This window comes from Citrobacter sp. RHBSTW-00570 (assembly GCF_013739755.1).
Classification (GTDB): Bacteria; Pseudomonadota; Gammaproteobacteria; order Enterobacterales; family Enterobacteriaceae; genus Citrobacter; species Citrobacter braakii.
On the sequence record NZ_CP056399.1, the window covers coordinates 2,216,597 to 2,233,122 of the forward strand.

Consider the following 16,526-nt stretch of genomic DNA (forward strand, 5'->3'; position numbering starts at 1 on the left):
GGGGTTAGCGAAACGGCATAACGTGCATACTGTGTCGCCCGTTATGCCGGGCGGGCGGCGGCGTGCTGCCCGCCAGCCATTTGGGAAAATCGCGCAGCGGCATCGGCTTTGCATACAAAAAGCCTTGCAATAAATGTACGCCGTGTCGGCGTAAATGCTGTGCCTGCGCCTGTGTTTCAACGCCTTCCGCCACCAGTTCGATATTCAGTTTTTTCCCCAGAGCGATAATGATGTCTGTGACGGTTGAGTTCACGGCGTCTGTCCCGATTGCCGAGGTAAATGATTTATCAATCTTCAGCACATCCGGGCGAAGCTTTTCCAGCCAGGAGAGCGAGCTGTTGCCGGTGCCGAAATCGTCAATTGCCAGCTTTACGCCAAGCCGATTTAACTCGCGCACGACCCGATAATCCACATCCAGTAACGCATCGCGCTCGGTGAGTTCGATAACCAACTGCTGAATAGGGTGCTGGCTGAACCAGTACTGGTTGAGATCTTTTAGCAGCGTACCGTTACGAAAATGGCTGGCGGCAACATTTATTCCAATATGAAACTGGCTGCTCATCGGGAATACGTGCCGTTGCTGAATGGTTTCTGCGATGACATGACGGGTAAGCGGCACAATCAGGTTGTGCTCCTCTGCGATGGGAATAAACACTTCGGGAGAGATCCAACCCTGGCGCGGGTTATTCCAGCGTAAAAGGATTTCCACTCCCATACATTGCTGGGTTTGCGCATTAAGTAGCGGCTGGCAAAACAGCTCGAATTCCCGTGCAGCAAGGGCCAGATTTATCTCCCAGGAGAAGCTCATTCTGCTGGCGGTCGCCAGCCATGCCAGGTAGCCCACTAAAAAACTTAGGATCACCGCCAGCGGCAGTTGTGTTGGCAAATGTTTTATAGCCAGTTCGCTGGCACCCGGACCGGTAACGCTGATAGTAAAGGGGAAATGTTGCGATGAGAGCTGGTAGCGTTTTTCATTATCCAGTTCAGGTAGCGTATCGACAACACCCTGTCCATATAGCAAATGGCGATTACTGACGGTTAAGCTGGCATGGGTAATTTGCGGTGGCTGGGGTTCAAGCAACATGGACGATAATAAATCAATGTTAACGATTTCCAGCACGCCATCTGAGCCATCGGCAGATGCTGGATACCATTGCGTCAGAATCGGACTGCCCTTAATCAACGAATGGTCGGTAGACAGCAGCAATTGCGGCTCCCGACTGGGTAATTCAGGCTCCAGTTGGCGAATAGGCACATTGCGATAGCCAAAAATGCTGGAACAATAAAGGATCCCGCTCTGAATCAGGCTGATAGAACGTACCGTTTGCAGTCTGGCTGCATGCTTACTCAGAGGTAAACGCGCGACTGAGCAGGGAAGCCCAATCAGCGGTAGCAGTACATCGCGTCCGGTCTGTAGGGGCAAAAGCACGTCATCCAACTCTTCAACGGCGTGGTTGGCAAAGGTAACGGTATTGCGATGATTTAAATTACGCTCCGAAATAAATCGGACAGTTAATGTGAGAATGAGCGTCAGTAGTGCACATAATGTGCAGACGATTAAGCGATTCCGGCGATAGTTCTTGATGATCCTTTGCGCTGTTTGCATGCGGGCCGCCCGATAAGCCGTTGGTCACAGTAGCCAACAGCAACAGAGCAAGTGTAGTGGGGAAAATTACGCCAGACGAGGGAGAGGGGGCAAATTCGCCCATCCGTCGCAGATGGGCGAAAAATAAGTATTAGTCACATTGAACTTTGATTGCCAGACCACCGCGTGACGTTTCACGGTATTTGGCGTTCATGTCTTTACCTGTTTCGTACATGGTCTCAATGACTTTATCCAGCGAGACGCGCGGAGCGCTGGTACGGCGCATTGCCATACGCGCAGCGTTGATCGCCTTCACTGACGCAATGGCATTACGTTCGATGCACGGAACCTGTACCTGTCCCGCCACCGGATCGCAGGTTAAGCCGAGGTTATGTTCCATGCCGATTTCAGCAGCAACACACACCTGCTCAGGGCTTGCGCCTAACAGTTCAGCCAGACCCGCGGCAGCCATGGAACAGGCTACGCCCACTTCACCCTGACAACCCACTTCTGCACCAGAGATAGACGCGTTCATTTTATACAACGCGCCAATCGCGCCGGCCGCCAGGAAATAACGAGTATAGATATCCGGGCTGACGGACTCGATGAAATGATCGTAATAGGCCAGTACCGCAGGCACGATACCGCAGGCACCGTTGGTTGGCGCAGTGACTACGCGACCACCCGCGGCATTTTCTTCGTTAACGGCCAGCGCGAACATGTTCACCCAGTCGATCACGTTCATCGGATCGTTGGACAGTTTATCGCTGGAAACCAGCATACGACGCAGGGCTGAAGCACGACGAGGAACGCGCAGCGGACCCGGCAGCACGCCTTCGGTGTTCATACCACGATCGATACAAGCCTGCATGGTTTGCCAGACGTTACCAAAGTACTCTTCAATCTCTTTTTTACTGTGCAGAGCAAGTTCGTTCTGCATCGCCATGCCAGAGAGAGACAGGCCGGTGCTGTTGCAGTATTCCAGCATTTCGGTGGCGGATTTGAACGGATAAGGCACACTGACCTCGCCCGCGGCATCCTGACCAAAATGTTCTTCATCAACGATGAATCCACCGCCGATGGAGTAGTAGGTTTTGCTGTAAATGACGGTTTCGCCACTGTACGCGTGGATCTGCATTCCGTTTTCATGCAGCGGCAGGTTGCCGTTGTGAAAACGCATTCCGTCATTCTGCGGGAAATCCACTTCGTGCTGGCCCTGCGCAAGCAGCAGGCGTCCACGCGTTTCTACGTCGCGGATAAATCCGGGGATGCTGTCAATATCCACGGTAGCAGGCTCATTGCCCGCCAGACCCATAATAATGGCGATATCGGTATGGTGACCTTTACCCGTGAGCGACAGTGAACCATACACGTCGACGGCGACACGAGTAACGCTGTCCAGTAATCCTTTTTCGACCAGGTCATCGACGAACTGTTTACCCGCCTTCATAGGCCCTACGGTATGGGAAGATGAGGGACCAATCCCCACCTTAAACATGTCGAATAGACTAATCACGATAATACTCCTACAGGGCGACTGGGGTTTCCAGTAACGATGTTATAACTGCGCATAGTGTAAGAGGGAACGCGGCGATCGGCTTAACTATTCACATGAATTAAACTAATAGATAACCGCGGTTTTACTAATGTTGTGACCTGAGTTTCAAGTTGTCTATGGTGTGCGTAAAGATAAGTATAGTCAGGGCTTGACGCCAATTTGCAGCGCCAGCTCACGAATTATTCCGGCGGTCATTCCCCAGACGAAATATTGCTCATACCAGGAAAGCCATACACGATGTGAATCGCCGCGACGGTAGATATCCAGCGGATGATAACGACCTAAATGCAGGGCTTGTGCCAGCGGCATTTCGAACACGGCGGAAACTTCATCAACACTTGCGCGATACGGCAAATTTGGCGGGATAATGCCTACCACCGGCGTGACCTGGAAACCGGTCACGCTGTCGACCGGCGGCAGAACGCCAATCACCTCAACGCAGGATGGTGGGATCGCCACTTCTTCCTGCGCTTCGCGAAGGGCGGCGGCAATTAACGAGGCATCGCTGCTATCCACCGCGCCGCCGGGAAAGGCGACCTGTCCGGCATGCTTGCGCAGATGAACGGAACGCTGAGTTAATAGTAACCCCGGCTGTGCACGACGCACGACGGGGATCAGTACGGCGGCCTGACGCTGGTTTAACGCAGTATGATTAACCTGCGGGCGCAGGAGTTGAAAGCGCGATAAAAAATCATCAAGCGTCAGGCTGCTGTATTCCACGTGTCAGTTCTCCAGTTGGTGCAAAATACGATTCACTTTATCAAACGTTTCCTGATACTCCGCATCTTCCTGGCTGTCCGCCACAATGCCACCGCCAGCGGAACAATAAATGCGTCCGTTGGTGGCTGTCAGCGTGCGAATGGTGATGCTGGTATCCATATTGCCGCAAAAGCTCAGATAGCCAATGCTACCGCACCAGGCGTTGCGTCTTTGCGGTTCCAGTTCGTCAATAATTTCCATTGCCCGCACTTTTGGCGCACCGGTAATAGAGCCGCCGGGGAAGGCGGCGCGCAGCAGGTCAGTGGCGTGCAATGATTCTGGCAGACGCGCGGTAATGGTGCTGACCAAATGATGAACGGCAGGGAACGGTTCGACAACGAACAGTTCCGGAACCTGTACCGAACCGGGTTCGGCAACGCGGCCGATATCATTACGCATTAAATCGACGATCATCAGGTTTTCCGCCTGATCCTTTGGGGAGTTCGCCAGTGATTGAGCCTGCAGACGATCGGCATCGGCATCTTCAAGTCTGGGCAGCGTGCCTTTAATCGGACGCGTCTGGATGTGCTGGTTTTCCAGCAGAATAAAACGCTCAGGTGAAAGGCTGAGAATCGCCCCCTCCTCAAGACGTATAAACGCACTGAACGGGGCGCGGTTCGCATGGTTGAGACGTACAAACGCCAACCACTCATCTCCTTGATAATGCGCCTGAAAACGCTGGGCAAGATTGACCTGATAGCAATCGCCGCTGTGCAGATAACGCTGCACCTGACGGAACCTTTCACCATACTGCTCGCGGGTCATGTTTGACTGCCACGAGGATGTTAACGAAAACGGTTCGCGCACGGGTATCTGTTGATTTTCCAGCCAACGGCGTCGTGCCTGTACATCGGAGTGGCTAAGTAGCGACACCCTTTGCAACTGATGATCGACAATCAGCGCCCAATCGTAAATGCCAACCGCCATGTCCGGTAGCGTGATATCCTGTTCGGCTTCCGTTGGCAGAGATTCAAAACGACGGCCTAAGTCATAACCGAACAGACCCAATGCGCCTCCCTGGAAGGGAAAATCGGGATTATAATCGGGCTGAATAGTCAGCGATGTCAGCGCCGAACGTAAAACTGTCATCGGATCATCAACCGTTTGCATAGTGCCGTGATGGTCATGCACAACGGTCTCTTCTGCATGTGTGACCAGCGTGGTAATGGGGTCGGCGACCAGAATATCAAAGCGATTATGCGGATGGTCGGCATGGCCTGAATGCAAAAGCATTGCCCAGGGCTGGTGGCTTAATGTGGCAAAATAGTGCTCAGCGGCGTCCAGACGCCAGGGGAGTGTGATTACAGCGGGAGATAACGTCTTCATCAGTCCTGACTCGTTGCTACTTCACTGGCTATGTGCCGGGTAGCATGAAATAATTAGCGCTAATAATTTAGCAGGAGTTCACCATGATTGCAGGTTTACCTTCACTCACGCACGATCAGCAGCAACAGGCGGTTGAACGCATTCATGAACTGATATCCCAGGGGATGAGCAGTGGCGAGGCGATTACGAAAGTGGCTGCTGAATTACGCGCCAGCCATACCGGCGAGCGGATCGTGGCGCGTTTTGAAGATGAAGACGAATAACGCCGCTTATACCGCAGCGATAATCTTAATTTCAACTTTGTATTTCGGGTTCATTAACCCGGCCTGAACGGTGCAACGTACCGGCGCGTGACCAGCAACAACCCATGCGTCCCAGGCTTTGTTCATGGCGGCAAAATCATTTTTGTCCGCCAGGAACAGGGTTGCATCAAGAATACGTGACTTGCTGCTGCCCTGTTTTTCCAGCACCGCATCAATTTGCGCCAGCGTATTTGCCGTTTGCTCAAAGGCGTCGGCATCCAGATTTTCCGGTACGCCGGTGTAATACAACGTGTTGTTGTGGATAACCACGTCGGACCAACGCGCTTCGGCATCAATGCGCACAATCGTCATAAATCATTCCTCATTTACGTTTTTTCATAATGGCTTCGGGTTGCGCCAAGACTGCCATAATGTTGTGTCCACGTCACCTCTTCAACTGGCGAAAGAGCCGCTGGCCTGACATAATCCCTGTTCAAATTAACAGGGGGCAGTGTGACGGACGATTTTGCAGCAGACGGTCAGTTGGCTAAAGCGATACCCGGTTTTAAACCGCGTGAACCACAGCGGCAGATGGCCTTCGCCGTCAGTCATGCTATCGAAAAATCACAGCCGCTTGTTGTCGAAGCCGGAACAGGAACGGGTAAAACCTACGCTTATCTTGCCCCCGCGCTGCGTGCCGGAAAGAAAGTAATTGTCTCCACGGGCTCGAAGGCGTTGCAGGATCAGCTATACAGCCGCGATTTACCCACAGTAGCGAAGGCTCTGGAATTCACGGGTAAACTGGCGCTGCTGAAAGGGCGTTCAAACTATCTGTGTCTTGAGCGTCTCGAACAACAGGCGCTGGCGGGCGGTGACCTGCCGGTACAGACTTTAAGTGACGTCATTCTGCTACGCTCCTGGTCAAATCAAACCCTTGATGGTGACATCAGCACCTGCGTCAGCGTGGCGGAAGACTCTCAGGCCTGGCCGCTGGTGACGAGCACAAACGATAATTGCCTTGGGAGCGACTGCCCGCTGTACAAAGAGTGCTTTGTCGTTAAAGCGCGCAAGAAGGCGATGGATGCGGATGTCGTCGTGGTAAACCACCATCTGTTTCTCGCTGATATGGTGGTGAAAGAGAGTGGGTTTGGCGAGCTGATCCCGGAAGCTGAAGTGATGATCTTCGATGAAGCGCATCAGTTACCGGATATCGCCAGCCAGTATTTTGGTCAATCGCTCTCCAGTCGCCAACTGCTGGATCTGGCGAAAGACATCACCATTGCCTATCGCACCGAGCTGAAAGACACTCAGCAGCTTCAAAAATGCGCCGACCGACTGGCGCAAAGCGCGCAGGACTTCCGCCTGCAGTTGGGCGAGCCGGGCTATCGAGGAAATTTGCGGGAACTGCTGGCCGACCCGCGCGTGCAGCGCGCGTTTTTGTTGCTCGATGACACGCTGGAGCTGTGTTACGACGTGGCGAAACTGTCTCTCGGACGTTCCGCTTTGCTGGATGCCGCGTTTGAACGTGCCACGCTTTACCGTACTCGTCTGAAGCGCCTGAAAGAGATCAACCAGCCAGGTTTCAGCTACTGGTATGAATGCACCTCGCGCCATTTCACCCTTGCGCTGACGCCGCTCACGGTGGCGGATAAATTCAAAGAAGTGATGGAACAGAAGCCGGGCTGCTGGATTTTTACCTCCGCGACGCTGTCGGTAAACGATGACCTTCATCATTTCACCGCGCGGCTGGGTATTGAAGATGCCGAGTCGATGCTGCTGCCAAGTCCATTTGATTACACCCGCCAGGCGCTGCTGTGCGTGCCGCGTAATCTCCCGCAAACCAACCAACCGGGAGCGGCGCGTCAGCTGGCATCCATGCTGCGTCCTATTATCGAAGCGAACAACGGTCGCTGCTTTATGCTGTGTACCTCGCACGCGATGATGCGCGATCTGGCGGAACAATTCCGCGCCACCATGACCCTTCCCGTGCTGCTGCAGGGCGAAACCAGTAAAGGGCAACTGTTACAGCAGTTTGTCAGCGCAGGTAATGCGTTACTGGTTGCCACCAGCAGCTTCTGGGAAGGGGTGGACGTGCGTGGCGATACGTTGTCGCTGGTGATTATTGATAAACTGCCGTTCACCTCGCCGGACGATCCGCTGTTAAAAGCGAGGATGGAGGACTGCCGTTTGCGCGGCGGCGATCCGTTTGAAGACGTTCAGTTGCCGGATGCGGTAATCACCCTGAAACAGGGCGTGGGGCGTCTGATTCGTGACGCTGACGACCGCGGGGTGCTGGTGATTTGCGACAACCGTCTGGTGATGCGACCTTACGGTGCCACTTTCCTGGCAAGCCTTCCGCCTGCGCCGCGGACACGTGATATTGCTCGCGCTGTTCGTTTTCTTGCCATACCAACGACTGAGTAATTTGTTACGGAGTGTGGTAAGATGCGCGCCAAATTTATTGACCTGATCACAAACACCCATGCGAATTCTGGCTATCGATACCGCCACAGAGGCGTGCTCTGTTGCCCTGTGGAATGACGGTACTACCAAGGCTCATTTCGAGCTTTGCCCACGAGAACACACCCAACGAATTTTACCAATGGTTGAGGAAATCCTGGCCGCTGGCGATCTCACGTTAACCGATATCGACGCTCTGGCGTTTGGTCGCGGTCCTGGCAGTTTCACAGGTGTACGTATTGGTATTGGCATTGCTCAGGGGCTGGCGTTAGGCGCGAATTTACCGATGATCGGCGTCTCCACCCTGGCAACAATGGCGCAGGGAGCCTGGCGTAAGTCGGGCGCGACCCGCGTACTGGCCGCGATCGACGCGCGAATGGGCGAAGTCTATTGGGCCGAATACCTGCGTGATGAGAACGGCAACTGGCACGGTGAAGAAACCGAAGCGGTGCTAACCCCCGAGCAGGTGCATGCGCGTTTACTGCAACTGTCTGGCGAGTGGGTAACGGTCGGAACGGGCTGGCCTGCCTGGCCTGAGCTCGGTAAAGACAGCGGTCTGACGCTGAGCGATGGCGACGTTTTGCTTCCGGCGGCTGAAGATATGCTGCCTGTTGCCACGCAAATGCTGGCTGCCGGTAAGACCGTGGCGGTTGAACATGCGGAACCGGTTTATTTACGTAACACCGTGGCATGGAAGAAACTTCCCGGTAAAGAATGAATCTTAGTAGTACATCCCTGGTTAATTCGCATAGCCGTCAGTGCGCAGCATGGTGAATTGGTCGGGGCAGAAGCTAAGAAAAGGGAGTCGCAATATGGCGGTGCAAAAGCAGTTATTGAAAGGTGTGTTGGCGGGCGCATTCGCGTTAATGCTTAGCGGTTGTGTCACCATCCCGGACGCGATTAAAGGTTCGAGCCCTACGCCGCAGCAGGATCTGGTGCGGGTTATGAATGCCCCGCAGCTGTATGTCGGACAGGAAGCGCGTTTCGGCGGTAAAGTGGTGGATATTCAGAACCAGCAGGGGAAATCCCGTCTGGAAATTGCCACTGTTCCTCTTGATAGTGGGGCGCGACCGGTGCTGGGCGAAGCCTCCCGCGGGCGAATTTATGCTGATGTAAATGGCTTCCTCGACCCGGTGGACTTCCGCGGTCAACTGGTTACCGTCGTCGGTCCGATTAGCGGTACTGTGGATGGAAAAATCGGTAATACGCCGTATAAATTCATGCTGATGCAGGTAACTGGCTATAAACGCTGGCATATTACTCAGCAAATTGTTATGCCGCCTCAGCCGATCGACCCCTGGTTCTACGGTGCGCGTGGCTGGCCTTACGGTGGCTACGGTGGATGGGGATGGTACAATCCCGGCCCGGCACAGGTTCAGACCATAGTAACTGAGTAACTCTTTGTTTTATGAGTAAAAGAAACAGCGGCTCGTCCGCTGTTTCTGCATTAACGTGGATATAAGAAAAATAAATAGTGACGTGCTTCGCAACCTTGTCGTTGTGTAATAAACAAACTGGTACGCTGAGTTAATATTATGTTAACAGTTTGTTTATTGCCTGGGGTTGTGATGACGACGAATACGCATTTTAGAGGTGATGTATTGAAAAAGGTTTGGCTTAACCGTTATCCCGCTGGTGTTCCTGCGGAGATCAATCCTGACCGTTATCAATCCCTGGTGGAACTCTTTGAACACTCAGTAAGACGGTATGCCGATCAGCCCGCGTTTGTAAACATGGGGGAGGTGATGACCTTCCGCAAGCTTGAAGAGCGTAGCCGGGCATTTGCGGCCTATTTGCAACAGGGACTCGGGCTGAAGAAGGGCGATCGCGTCGCATTGATGATGCCGAACCTGCTGCAATATCCGGTCGCACTGTTTGGGATTTTACGTGCTGGCATGATCGTCGTGAACGTGAACCCGCTGTACACGCCTCGCGAGCTGGAACATCAGCTCAACGACAGCGGCGCGTCGGCGATTGTCATCGTGTCTAACTTTGCCCACACGCTGGAAAAAGTCGTCGACAAAACGTCGGTGCAACACGTGATTCTGACGCGTATGGGCGATCAGCTGTCGACCGCCAAAGGGACGTTGGTTAACTTCGTCGTCAAGTATATCAAGCGTCTGGTGCCGAAATATCACCTGCCGGATGCCATCTCATTTCGTAGTGCGCTGCAAAACGGTTATCGCATGCAGTATGTGAAACCCGAAGTAGTGTCGGAAGATCTGGCGTTCCTGCAATATACCGGGGGGACTACCGGTGTGGCGAAGGGCGCGATGCTTACGCACCGTAACATGCTGGCTAACCTTGAGCAGGTTAATGCCACTTATGGCCCGTTGCTGCATCCGGGTAAAGAACTGGTGGTGACGGCCCTACCGCTGTATCACATTTTTGCGCTGACGATGAACTGCCTGCTGTTTATTGAGCTGGGCGGTCAAAACCTGCTGATTACCAACCCGCGTGATATTCCGGGACTGGTAAAAGAGCTGGCGAAGTATCCGTTCACCGCCATGACCGGCGTCAACACGCTGTTTAACGCGCTGCTGAATAACAAAGAGTTCCAACAACTGGACTTCTCGTCACTGCACCTTTCGGCTGGCGGCGGGATGCCTGTTCAACAGGCGGTAGCTGAACGTTGGGTGAAGCTGACCGGTCAGTATCTGCTGGAAGGCTATGGCCTGACGGAGTGTGCCCCTCTGGTGAGCGTCAATCCTCATGATATCGACTACCACAGCGGCAGTATCGGGTTACCGGTTCCTTCCACCGAGGTCAAACTGGTGGATGACGACGATAACGAAGTGCCGCCGGGAGAACCGGGCGAACTGTGCGTGAAAGGTCCGCAAGTGATGCTGGGCTACTGGCAGCGACCAGACGCCACCGACGAAATCGTCAAAGACGGCTGGCTGCACACCGGCGATATTGCGGTGATGGATGATGAAGGCTTCCTGCGTATTGTCGATCGTAAGAAAGATATGATCCTGGTGTCCGGCTTTAACGTCTATCCAAATGAAATTGAAGACGTGGTTATGCAACATCCTGGCGTACAGGAAGTGGCTGCGGTTGGTGTTCCGTCGGGCAGCAGCGGTGAAGCGGTGAAAATTTTCGTGGTGAAGAAAGATGCCTCGTTAACTGATGAGGCGCTTATCACTTTCTGCCGTCGTCACCTGACGGGCTATAAAGTACCGAAGCTGGTGGAGTTTCGCGACGAGTTGCCGAAATCTAACGTCGGTAAAATTTTGCGACGAGAATTACGTGACGAAGCGCGCGCCAAAGTGGACAATAAAGGCTGAGCGTTAAGTCAGCCAGCAGAAAACGCCGGGTAAACCGGCGTTTTTTTTGGCGCAAACCTAAGAGAGCACGATTTGAATTATCAAATGATCACCACGGACGACGCGTTAGCCACGCTGTGCGAAGCCGTCCGTGAATTTCCGGCGATAGCCCTGGATACCGAATTTGTTCGCACACGTACCTATTATCCGCAGTTGGGGCTGATCCAACTGTTTGATGGCAAACACGTTGCTCTGATTGATCCGCTAGGGATCACCGACTGGTCGCCCCTGCGCGATATTCTGCGTGATACCGCCATCACCAAATTCCTGCATGCGGGAAGTGAAGACCTGGAAGTGTTTCTCAACGCTTTTGGCGAACTTCCGCAGCCGTTAATTGACACACAAATCCTGGCTGCGTTTTGCGGTCGTCCGCTGTCGTGGGGCTTCGCCTCGATGGTGGAAGAGTTTACGGGGGTGGCGCTCGACAAAAGTGAATCGCGTACCGACTGGCTGGCCAGACCGCTGACCGAGCGTCAGTGCGAATACGCGGCGGCTGACGTCTGGTATCTGTTACCGATCACCACAAAACTGATGGCTGAAACCGAAGCCAGCGGCTGGCTGCCAGCTGCGCTGGACGAATGCCGCTTAATGCAGCAGCGTCGCCAGGAGATTCTGGCGCCAGAAGACGCCTGGCGTGACATCACCAACGCGTGGCAACTGCGCACCCGTCAGCTAGCCTGCCTGCAATTGCTTGCCGACTGGCGACTGCGTAAAGCACGCGAGCGCGATCTGGCGGTAAACTTCGTGGTGCGTGAAGAGCACCTGTGGGCGGTGGCGCGTTATATGCCGGGCAGCCTGGGTGAACTGGATAGCCTGGGTCTTTCCGGGAGCGAAATTCGTTTCCACGGTAAAACGCTGATCGCCCTGGTAGAAAAGGCCCAGGCTTTACCGGAAGAGTCGCTACCGCAGCCGCTGCTGAATTTGATGGATATGCCAGGGTATCGCAAGGCGTTCAAAGCCATCAAAGCGCTGGTTGCCGAGGTGAGTGCGGAACATAATCTCAGCGTCGAACTGCTTGCTTCGCGTCGCCAGATCAACCAGTTGCTCAACTGGCACTGGAAATTAAAGCCGCAGCAATCCCTGCCAGAGCTGGTTTCCGGCTGGCGTGGCGAATTGATGTCCGATCGCCTCAACGCGCTGCTGCAGGAATACCCGCAGTAAGTCACCAGGCTCGCCGGGTCGCGCGTTTGCTGACCCGGCCTGCGCAACGCTACAGATCGAGCACCAGGCGCTTACCTTTGGCGCGCGAGCAGCAGATGAGCATGCTTTGCTGGCTGGCTTTTTCGTCGTCGCTGAAATACTGATCGCGGTGATCCGCTTCCCCTTCGAGAATCGTCGTTTCGCAGGTGCCGCAAACACCTTCCCGGCACAGGCACTCAACCCGGGCGGCTTTGTTATTTTCGATAACCTGCAAAATGGTCATCTCTTCCGGGACCACAAACTCGCGCCCGGAACGCGCCAGCACCAGGGTGAAGGCGTCGCCGCCTTTCTCTTCCACGGCAAATTGTTCGAAATGTAGCGTATTGCTGTCCAGCCCAAGGCGGGAAGCCGCTTCTCTGACAGCATCGTTGAGCACCGCAGGGCCACAGGTGTAGATATGCGTGCCGGGTTCAACATCAGCCAGCAGACGGGCTAAATCGAGGCGGGTGCCTGCGTTCGACAGGTGCAGATGAATGCGATCGGCGCTGGGGTGTTGCATGAGTTCGTCATGAAACGCGCAGGTCTCCTGGCTGGGAGAACAATAGTGCAGTTGCCATTGCGTCTGAGATTGTTCCAGCTCCGGGAGTTGCGATAAAAACGGTGTGATGCCGATGCCTCCGGCAATCAACAGATGTTTTTGTGCCTGAGGGGCGAGGGCGAAGAGATTATTTGGTGTGGAGATCGTGAGCGTGTCGCCGGGCTTCACGTTTTGATGCAGATATCGTGAGCCGCCTTTGGACGCTTTCTCCAGGCGTACGGCGATTTTATAGGCGCGCGTATCGCGTGGTGAACTCATCAGCGAGTACGCATTGCTGTACAGGTTCTCGCCATCGCGCATCTGCACGATAATATGGCTGCCACCTTGAAACGCAGGCAACGGCTGGCCTGAGGTCGCCGTTAAGGTGAAGCATTTTACCTGCGCGGTAATCGTCTCAATCCGGCTGACCCGGACTTCTTGCATTTGATAATCAGACATTGCGGCCTCCCTAAAAAATCTGTCCGACGCGCCTCAGCGACGCGCCGGAACCTGTCGTAACAGCCCCGGGTTATTTCTGAAAAACCTGGGCGACCAGATTATGAAAATGGGCAATGCCATGCTCGGAGATGCCACTGCCGCTGGTGTCTGCCATAATGCGTCCCTGGCCGCGATACCCGCGCGATTTCAGCCCTTTTTGTACGCTTTCAACCAGACGTAAATCTTCAGGACGAAAGACGTTGCGATACCATTCGATCAGTTGTTTCTGCTCTTCGGTCAGCTCTTCGTTGGTGAAGTAGATGTCATAGTTTTGCAGCGTGGTTTCCGCATCTACCGGGAATTCGTAGATAACGGTCATCATGCCTTTGATTGGCGTCACGTTGAGCATGGTGCACGGCCACAGCCAGAAACCGTGGAAGGCGGCATCAACTCCTTCTTCGAACTTAAATGACTGCTCTGAAGGTTTGGCGAAACCGTATTGCAGCGTCCAGTTGCCGTGCATGGTATGCCAGTAACGGTCAACCTGGACCGAGTCGGAAAAACCTGGATGGGCCGGACCGCAGTGGTAGCACTCCAGATAGTTATCGACGATATTCTTCCAGTTGGCTGGGGTACGGGTAGTAAAACGTGCAGCAAGTTTCAGGTCATGCACGTCTGGGCAGGCTTCGATAACTTTGTCTGCAAGACCAGGGAGTTGTTCTTCCACGCTGCCCGCATTCGGATCCATGTTAATAAACACGAATCCGGCATATTCTTCCAGGCGTACCGGTGTAAGGTGCGCTTTTTCGCTGTCGAAGTTGGCGACGTTTTCGCAGTTACGCGCATGCGCCAGATTGCCGTCAAGTTTGAACGCCCATGCGTGGTAAGGGCAGGTAATCACATTTTTCGCTTTCCCCTCGCCGCTCAACAACTGATGACCGCGATGCGGGCAGACGTTGTAGAAGGCCCGCAGCACGTTATCGCGCCCACGTACCAGCACGATATTCTCGCCAATCACTTCTCGGGTAACATAATCATTGGGTTTCGCCAGTTCGCTACTGTGAGCGACGCAAATCCAGCTTTTAGCGAACACCTTTTCTTGTTCGTGTTCGAAAGCCTGATGGTCGGTATAAAACCGGGCCGGGATAGTCCAGGCATCCTGCGGGTTGGCACAGAAATTTTGCGGCAGAATAAACTCAGGGCTCAGATTGCTCATTGGAATACCTTTAATTTGTGAGTAAGAGGATTTTTGTACTGGCGCTTAATTGTCGCCTTTGAGTAGTGTCCCGGCCGGTGGCGCGACCGGGACGTCAACTGGCACTTCGGGAATATGACTTTCAATTTGATGCGCAGGAACGTGGGCATAGTCCTGCCGTACCCAGCGCAGAAAACCGCCAACCTTCACCAACAGGATGGCGAGGAATGGAAGAGCGGTCAGAACCACCGTGGTCTTCATGGTTTCCAGTGACGCGCCGGTGAACAAAATCGATAATGGGATCAGGGTGATAACCACGCACCAGAACAGACGAAGACTGCGCTGCGGATCTTCCCCTTCCTGCAGGTTGCGCGTGCTGGTGGCCGCCATGGTGTAGGCCACAGCATCCATGTGTGAGGCGAGGAATATAATCATGATCGCCAGATACGCCACCAGAAACAGTTTCCCGGCAGGCAACGACATCAACACTTGCTGTACGGCCGTCTCACCGCCCAACGTCGCCATAACCTGCGGTACGTCGATCACACCGTTCACAAACTGGTGAATGGAGTAGCTTTCCATCACGCCAAAGAAGAACCAGCAACCAACAGTGCTACCGAGGATTAATGCCCAGATAACCTCTTTGATTTTGCGACCACGGGATACGCGAGTGACAAACATTGCTACGCCCGGCGTGTAGGAGATCCACCACAGCCAGTAGAACACCGTCCAGTTACGGGTGAACTCACCGTTGCCAAGCGGGTCGGTGAAGAGGCTCATTTGCAAAAAGTTTTGTGTCGTCAGGCCGATGGCGTTGATGATGTTGTTGGTGATGAACTCGGTCGGGCCGACGATCAGCACCAGCAGCGGCAGTAAAAATGCCCCCCAGCCGACCATTTTGCTCAGACGTTGCAAACCGTTATTGATGCCAATCCAGGAGCTCAGGCAGAAAATGCCGCCAGAGAACAGGATCACAAACGCCTGCACCGTGAAGTTATCCGGTAACCCCGTCAGGGCAGACAAACCGCGGGTAAAGGTGGCGGCGGTGACGACCAGAGAGATAGTTAACGCGCCAACTGTCGCGATCAGGAACATCAGGTCAACCAGGCGACCCCAGACGCCCTGCGGATGCACGCCGGTAATGGCGGCGATAATCCCGGACAGGCTCAGTCCTTTGTTTTTACGCACATGGAAGTGGTAGGCCATGGTTAATGAGGCCAACGTGTAGGTCGCCCATGCGCTGATCCCCCAATGGAAAAAGGAATAGGGCAGGCTGTATTCCAGCGCTTTTTGCGAGTGCGGCGCGATATTCAGACCCGGGGTCTGGTAATAATAGGCCCACTCAGCAACGCCCCAGTAGAGCGTGGAGGAGCCTAATCCGGCGCATATAAACATAAACAGCCAGGAGAGCGTGCTGTATTCCGCTTTACCTTCTCCCAGACGGATGTTGCCGTATTTGCTGGTAGCCAGCCAGACGACCAGACCCATAGCCATCAGAACGAGGATCTGCACGGCGGAACCCAGCATCCGGGTAACGCCGTTAAAAAGGGTATTTGCGACTTGTGCAGACTGCTGAGGGAAGAGACTAAGTGTGGCGGCGATGAAAAGAATAGCCACCAGGCTGATGGCTATCAGCGGCATGTCTTTTTTCTTGACGTTGCTCAACATGGGATCTCCTGGGCACAGTTGCCCGCGTATGGCATTAGCCTGTCGTTGTTATCATGCTGTAGGGGTAGAATGAGTTACTTTGTATTTAACAATTTTATTATTTGTTCTTTACATGAATTAAACAATTGCTCGATGCGTGAAGCAATAAAACACGGAACGGAAATAATAAAAGGTGAATTAGCGCAGGTTATTGGCTCCACAAAACGCATAAAAAAAGCCGCGTCAGTGACGCGGCTCATATTTCGTGGTTTG

The 16,526-nt window shown here is 53.9% G+C and carries 14 protein-coding genes; 6 read left to right on the top strand and 8 right to left on the bottom strand.

Features of this window, described 5'->3' with window-relative positions:
• Positions 1–4: 4 nt before the first annotated feature.
• The 4 genes from HV237_RS10525 to pabB all read right to left on the bottom strand — a co-directional run bounded on the left by HV237_RS10525 (position 5) and on the right by pabB (position 5,228).
• Positions 5–1,606 (bottom strand): EAL domain-containing protein, encoded by a 1,602-nt coding sequence (locus HV237_RS10525; RefSeq protein ID WP_181541818.1) that lies wholly within the window; start codon positions 1,604–1,606, stop codon positions 5–7.
• 130 nt (positions 1,607–1,736) lie between these two features.
• Positions 1,737–3,101, bottom strand: coding sequence for an L-serine ammonia-lyase (sdaA, locus tag HV237_RS10530; protein ID WP_016153391.1), 1,365 nt, complete (start codon positions 3,099–3,101; stop codon positions 1,737–1,739).
• 183 nt (positions 3,102–3,284) lie between these two features.
• Positions 3,285–3,863 carry a CoA pyrophosphatase gene (locus tag HV237_RS10535; RefSeq protein ID WP_016153390.1) on the bottom strand — a complete coding sequence of 193 codons (579 nt, stop codon included), beginning with the start codon at positions 3,861–3,863 and terminating at the stop codon, positions 3,285–3,287.
• A 3-nt stretch (positions 3,864–3,866) separates the two neighbouring features.
• Entirely contained in the window at positions 3,867–5,228 is a 1,362-nt protein-coding gene (pabB, locus tag HV237_RS10540; protein WP_047358294.1) for an aminodeoxychorismate synthase component 1, read from the bottom strand.
• 83 nt (positions 5,229–5,311) lie between these two features.
• Here pabB and HV237_RS10545 point away from each other — a divergent pair, with 83 nt between their 5' ends.
• Positions 5,312–5,491: a YoaH family protein gene (locus tag HV237_RS10545; protein WP_016153388.1), complete on the top strand. Its 180-nt coding sequence runs from the start codon at positions 5,312–5,314 to the stop codon at positions 5,489–5,491.
• 6 nt (positions 5,492–5,497) lie between these two features.
• On the opposite strand, the gene HV237_RS10550 is transcribed toward HV237_RS10545, so the two are convergent.
• Positions 5,498–5,842, bottom strand: a complete 345-nt coding sequence (locus tag HV237_RS10550; protein WP_016153387.1) for a RidA family protein — start codon at positions 5,840–5,842, stop codon at positions 5,498–5,500.
• 141 nt (positions 5,843–5,983) lie between these two features.
• Between HV237_RS10550 and HV237_RS10555 the strand changes: the two genes are divergently transcribed.
• The 5 genes from HV237_RS10555 to rnd all read left to right on the top strand — a co-directional run bounded on the left by HV237_RS10555 (position 5,984) and on the right by rnd (position 12,417).
• Complete coding sequence (locus HV237_RS10555) at positions 5,984–7,894, top strand: ATP-dependent DNA helicase (RefSeq protein ID WP_016156792.1); 1,911 nt, start codon at positions 5,984–5,986, stop codon at positions 7,892–7,894.
• Between the two features lie 58 nt (positions 7,895–7,952).
• On the top strand, positions 7,953–8,648 hold the full coding sequence (tsaB, locus tag HV237_RS10560; RefSeq protein ID WP_029139572.1) for a tRNA (adenosine(37)-N6)-threonylcarbamoyltransferase complex dimerization subunit type 1 TsaB: 696 nt from the start codon (positions 7,953–7,955) through the stop codon (positions 8,646–8,648).
• A gap of 94 nt (positions 8,649–8,742) precedes the next feature.
• Positions 8,743–9,327: a Slp family lipoprotein gene (locus HV237_RS10565; protein WP_016153384.1), complete on the top strand. Its 585-nt coding sequence runs from the start codon at positions 8,743–8,745 to the stop codon at positions 9,325–9,327.
• 204 nt (positions 9,328–9,531) lie between these two features.
• Positions 9,532–11,217, top strand: a complete 1,686-nt coding sequence (gene fadD / locus HV237_RS10570) for a long-chain-fatty-acid--CoA ligase FadD (RefSeq protein WP_131379489.1) — start codon at positions 9,532–9,534, stop codon at positions 11,215–11,217.
• A gap of 84 nt (positions 11,218–11,301) precedes the next feature.
• Positions 11,302–12,417 (top strand): ribonuclease D, encoded by a 1,116-nt coding sequence (gene rnd / locus HV237_RS10575; RefSeq protein WP_016156789.1) that lies wholly within the window; start codon positions 11,302–11,304, stop codon positions 12,415–12,417.
• A gap of 49 nt (positions 12,418–12,466) precedes the next feature.
• Here the strand turns inward: rnd and HV237_RS10580 are convergent, their stop codons facing one another.
• From HV237_RS10580 to HV237_RS10590, 3 genes are all read right to left on the bottom strand, one after another.
• Complete coding sequence (locus HV237_RS10580; protein ID WP_047358293.1) at positions 12,467–13,432, bottom strand: PDR/VanB family oxidoreductase; 966 nt, start codon at positions 13,430–13,432, stop codon at positions 12,467–12,469.
• 70 nt (positions 13,433–13,502) lie between these two features.
• Positions 13,503–14,627, bottom strand: coding sequence for a carnitine monooxygenase, oxygenase subunit YeaW (yeaW, locus tag HV237_RS10585; protein ID WP_047358292.1), 1,125 nt, complete (start codon positions 14,625–14,627; stop codon positions 13,503–13,505).
• Between the two features lie 45 nt (positions 14,628–14,672).
• A complete protein-coding gene (locus HV237_RS10590; RefSeq protein WP_047358291.1) occupies positions 14,673–16,274 on the bottom strand; it encodes a BCCT family transporter in 1,602 nt (533 codons plus the stop codon).
• Between the last annotated feature and the right edge of the window lie 252 nt (positions 16,275–16,526).

Coding starts and splice junctions, on each gene's coding strand:
- HV237_RS10525 (WP_181541818.1), bottom strand. CDS start 1,606: ATGCAAACAGCGCAAAGGATCATCAAGAACTATCGCCGGAATCGCTTA.
- pabB (WP_047358294.1), bottom strand. CDS start 5,228: ATGAAGACGTTATCTCCCGCTGTAATCACACTCCCCTGGCGTCTGGAC.
- HV237_RS10545 (WP_016153388.1), top strand. CDS start 5,312: ATGATTGCAGGTTTACCTTCACTCACGCACGATCAGCAGCAACAGGCG.
- HV237_RS10550 (WP_016153387.1), bottom strand. CDS start 5,842: ATGACGATTGTGCGCATTGATGCCGAAGCGCGTTGGTCCGACGTGGTT.
- tsaB (WP_029139572.1), top strand. CDS start 7,953: ATGCGAATTCTGGCTATCGATACCGCCACAGAGGCGTGCTCTGTTGCC.
- HV237_RS10565 (WP_016153384.1), top strand. CDS start 8,743: ATGGCGGTGCAAAAGCAGTTATTGAAAGGTGTGTTGGCGGGCGCATTC.
- rnd (WP_016156789.1), top strand. CDS start 11,302: ATGATCACCACGGACGACGCGTTAGCCACGCTGTGCGAAGCCGTCCGT.
- HV237_RS10580 (WP_047358293.1), bottom strand. CDS start 13,432: ATGTCTGATTATCAAATGCAAGAAGTCCGGGTCAGCCGGATTGAGACG.
- yeaW (WP_047358292.1), bottom strand. CDS start 14,627: ATGAGCAATCTGAGCCCTGAGTTTATTCTGCCGCAAAATTTCTGTGCC.
- HV237_RS10590 (WP_047358291.1), bottom strand. CDS start 16,274: ATGTTGAGCAACGTCAAGAAAAAAGACATGCCGCTGATAGCCATCAGC.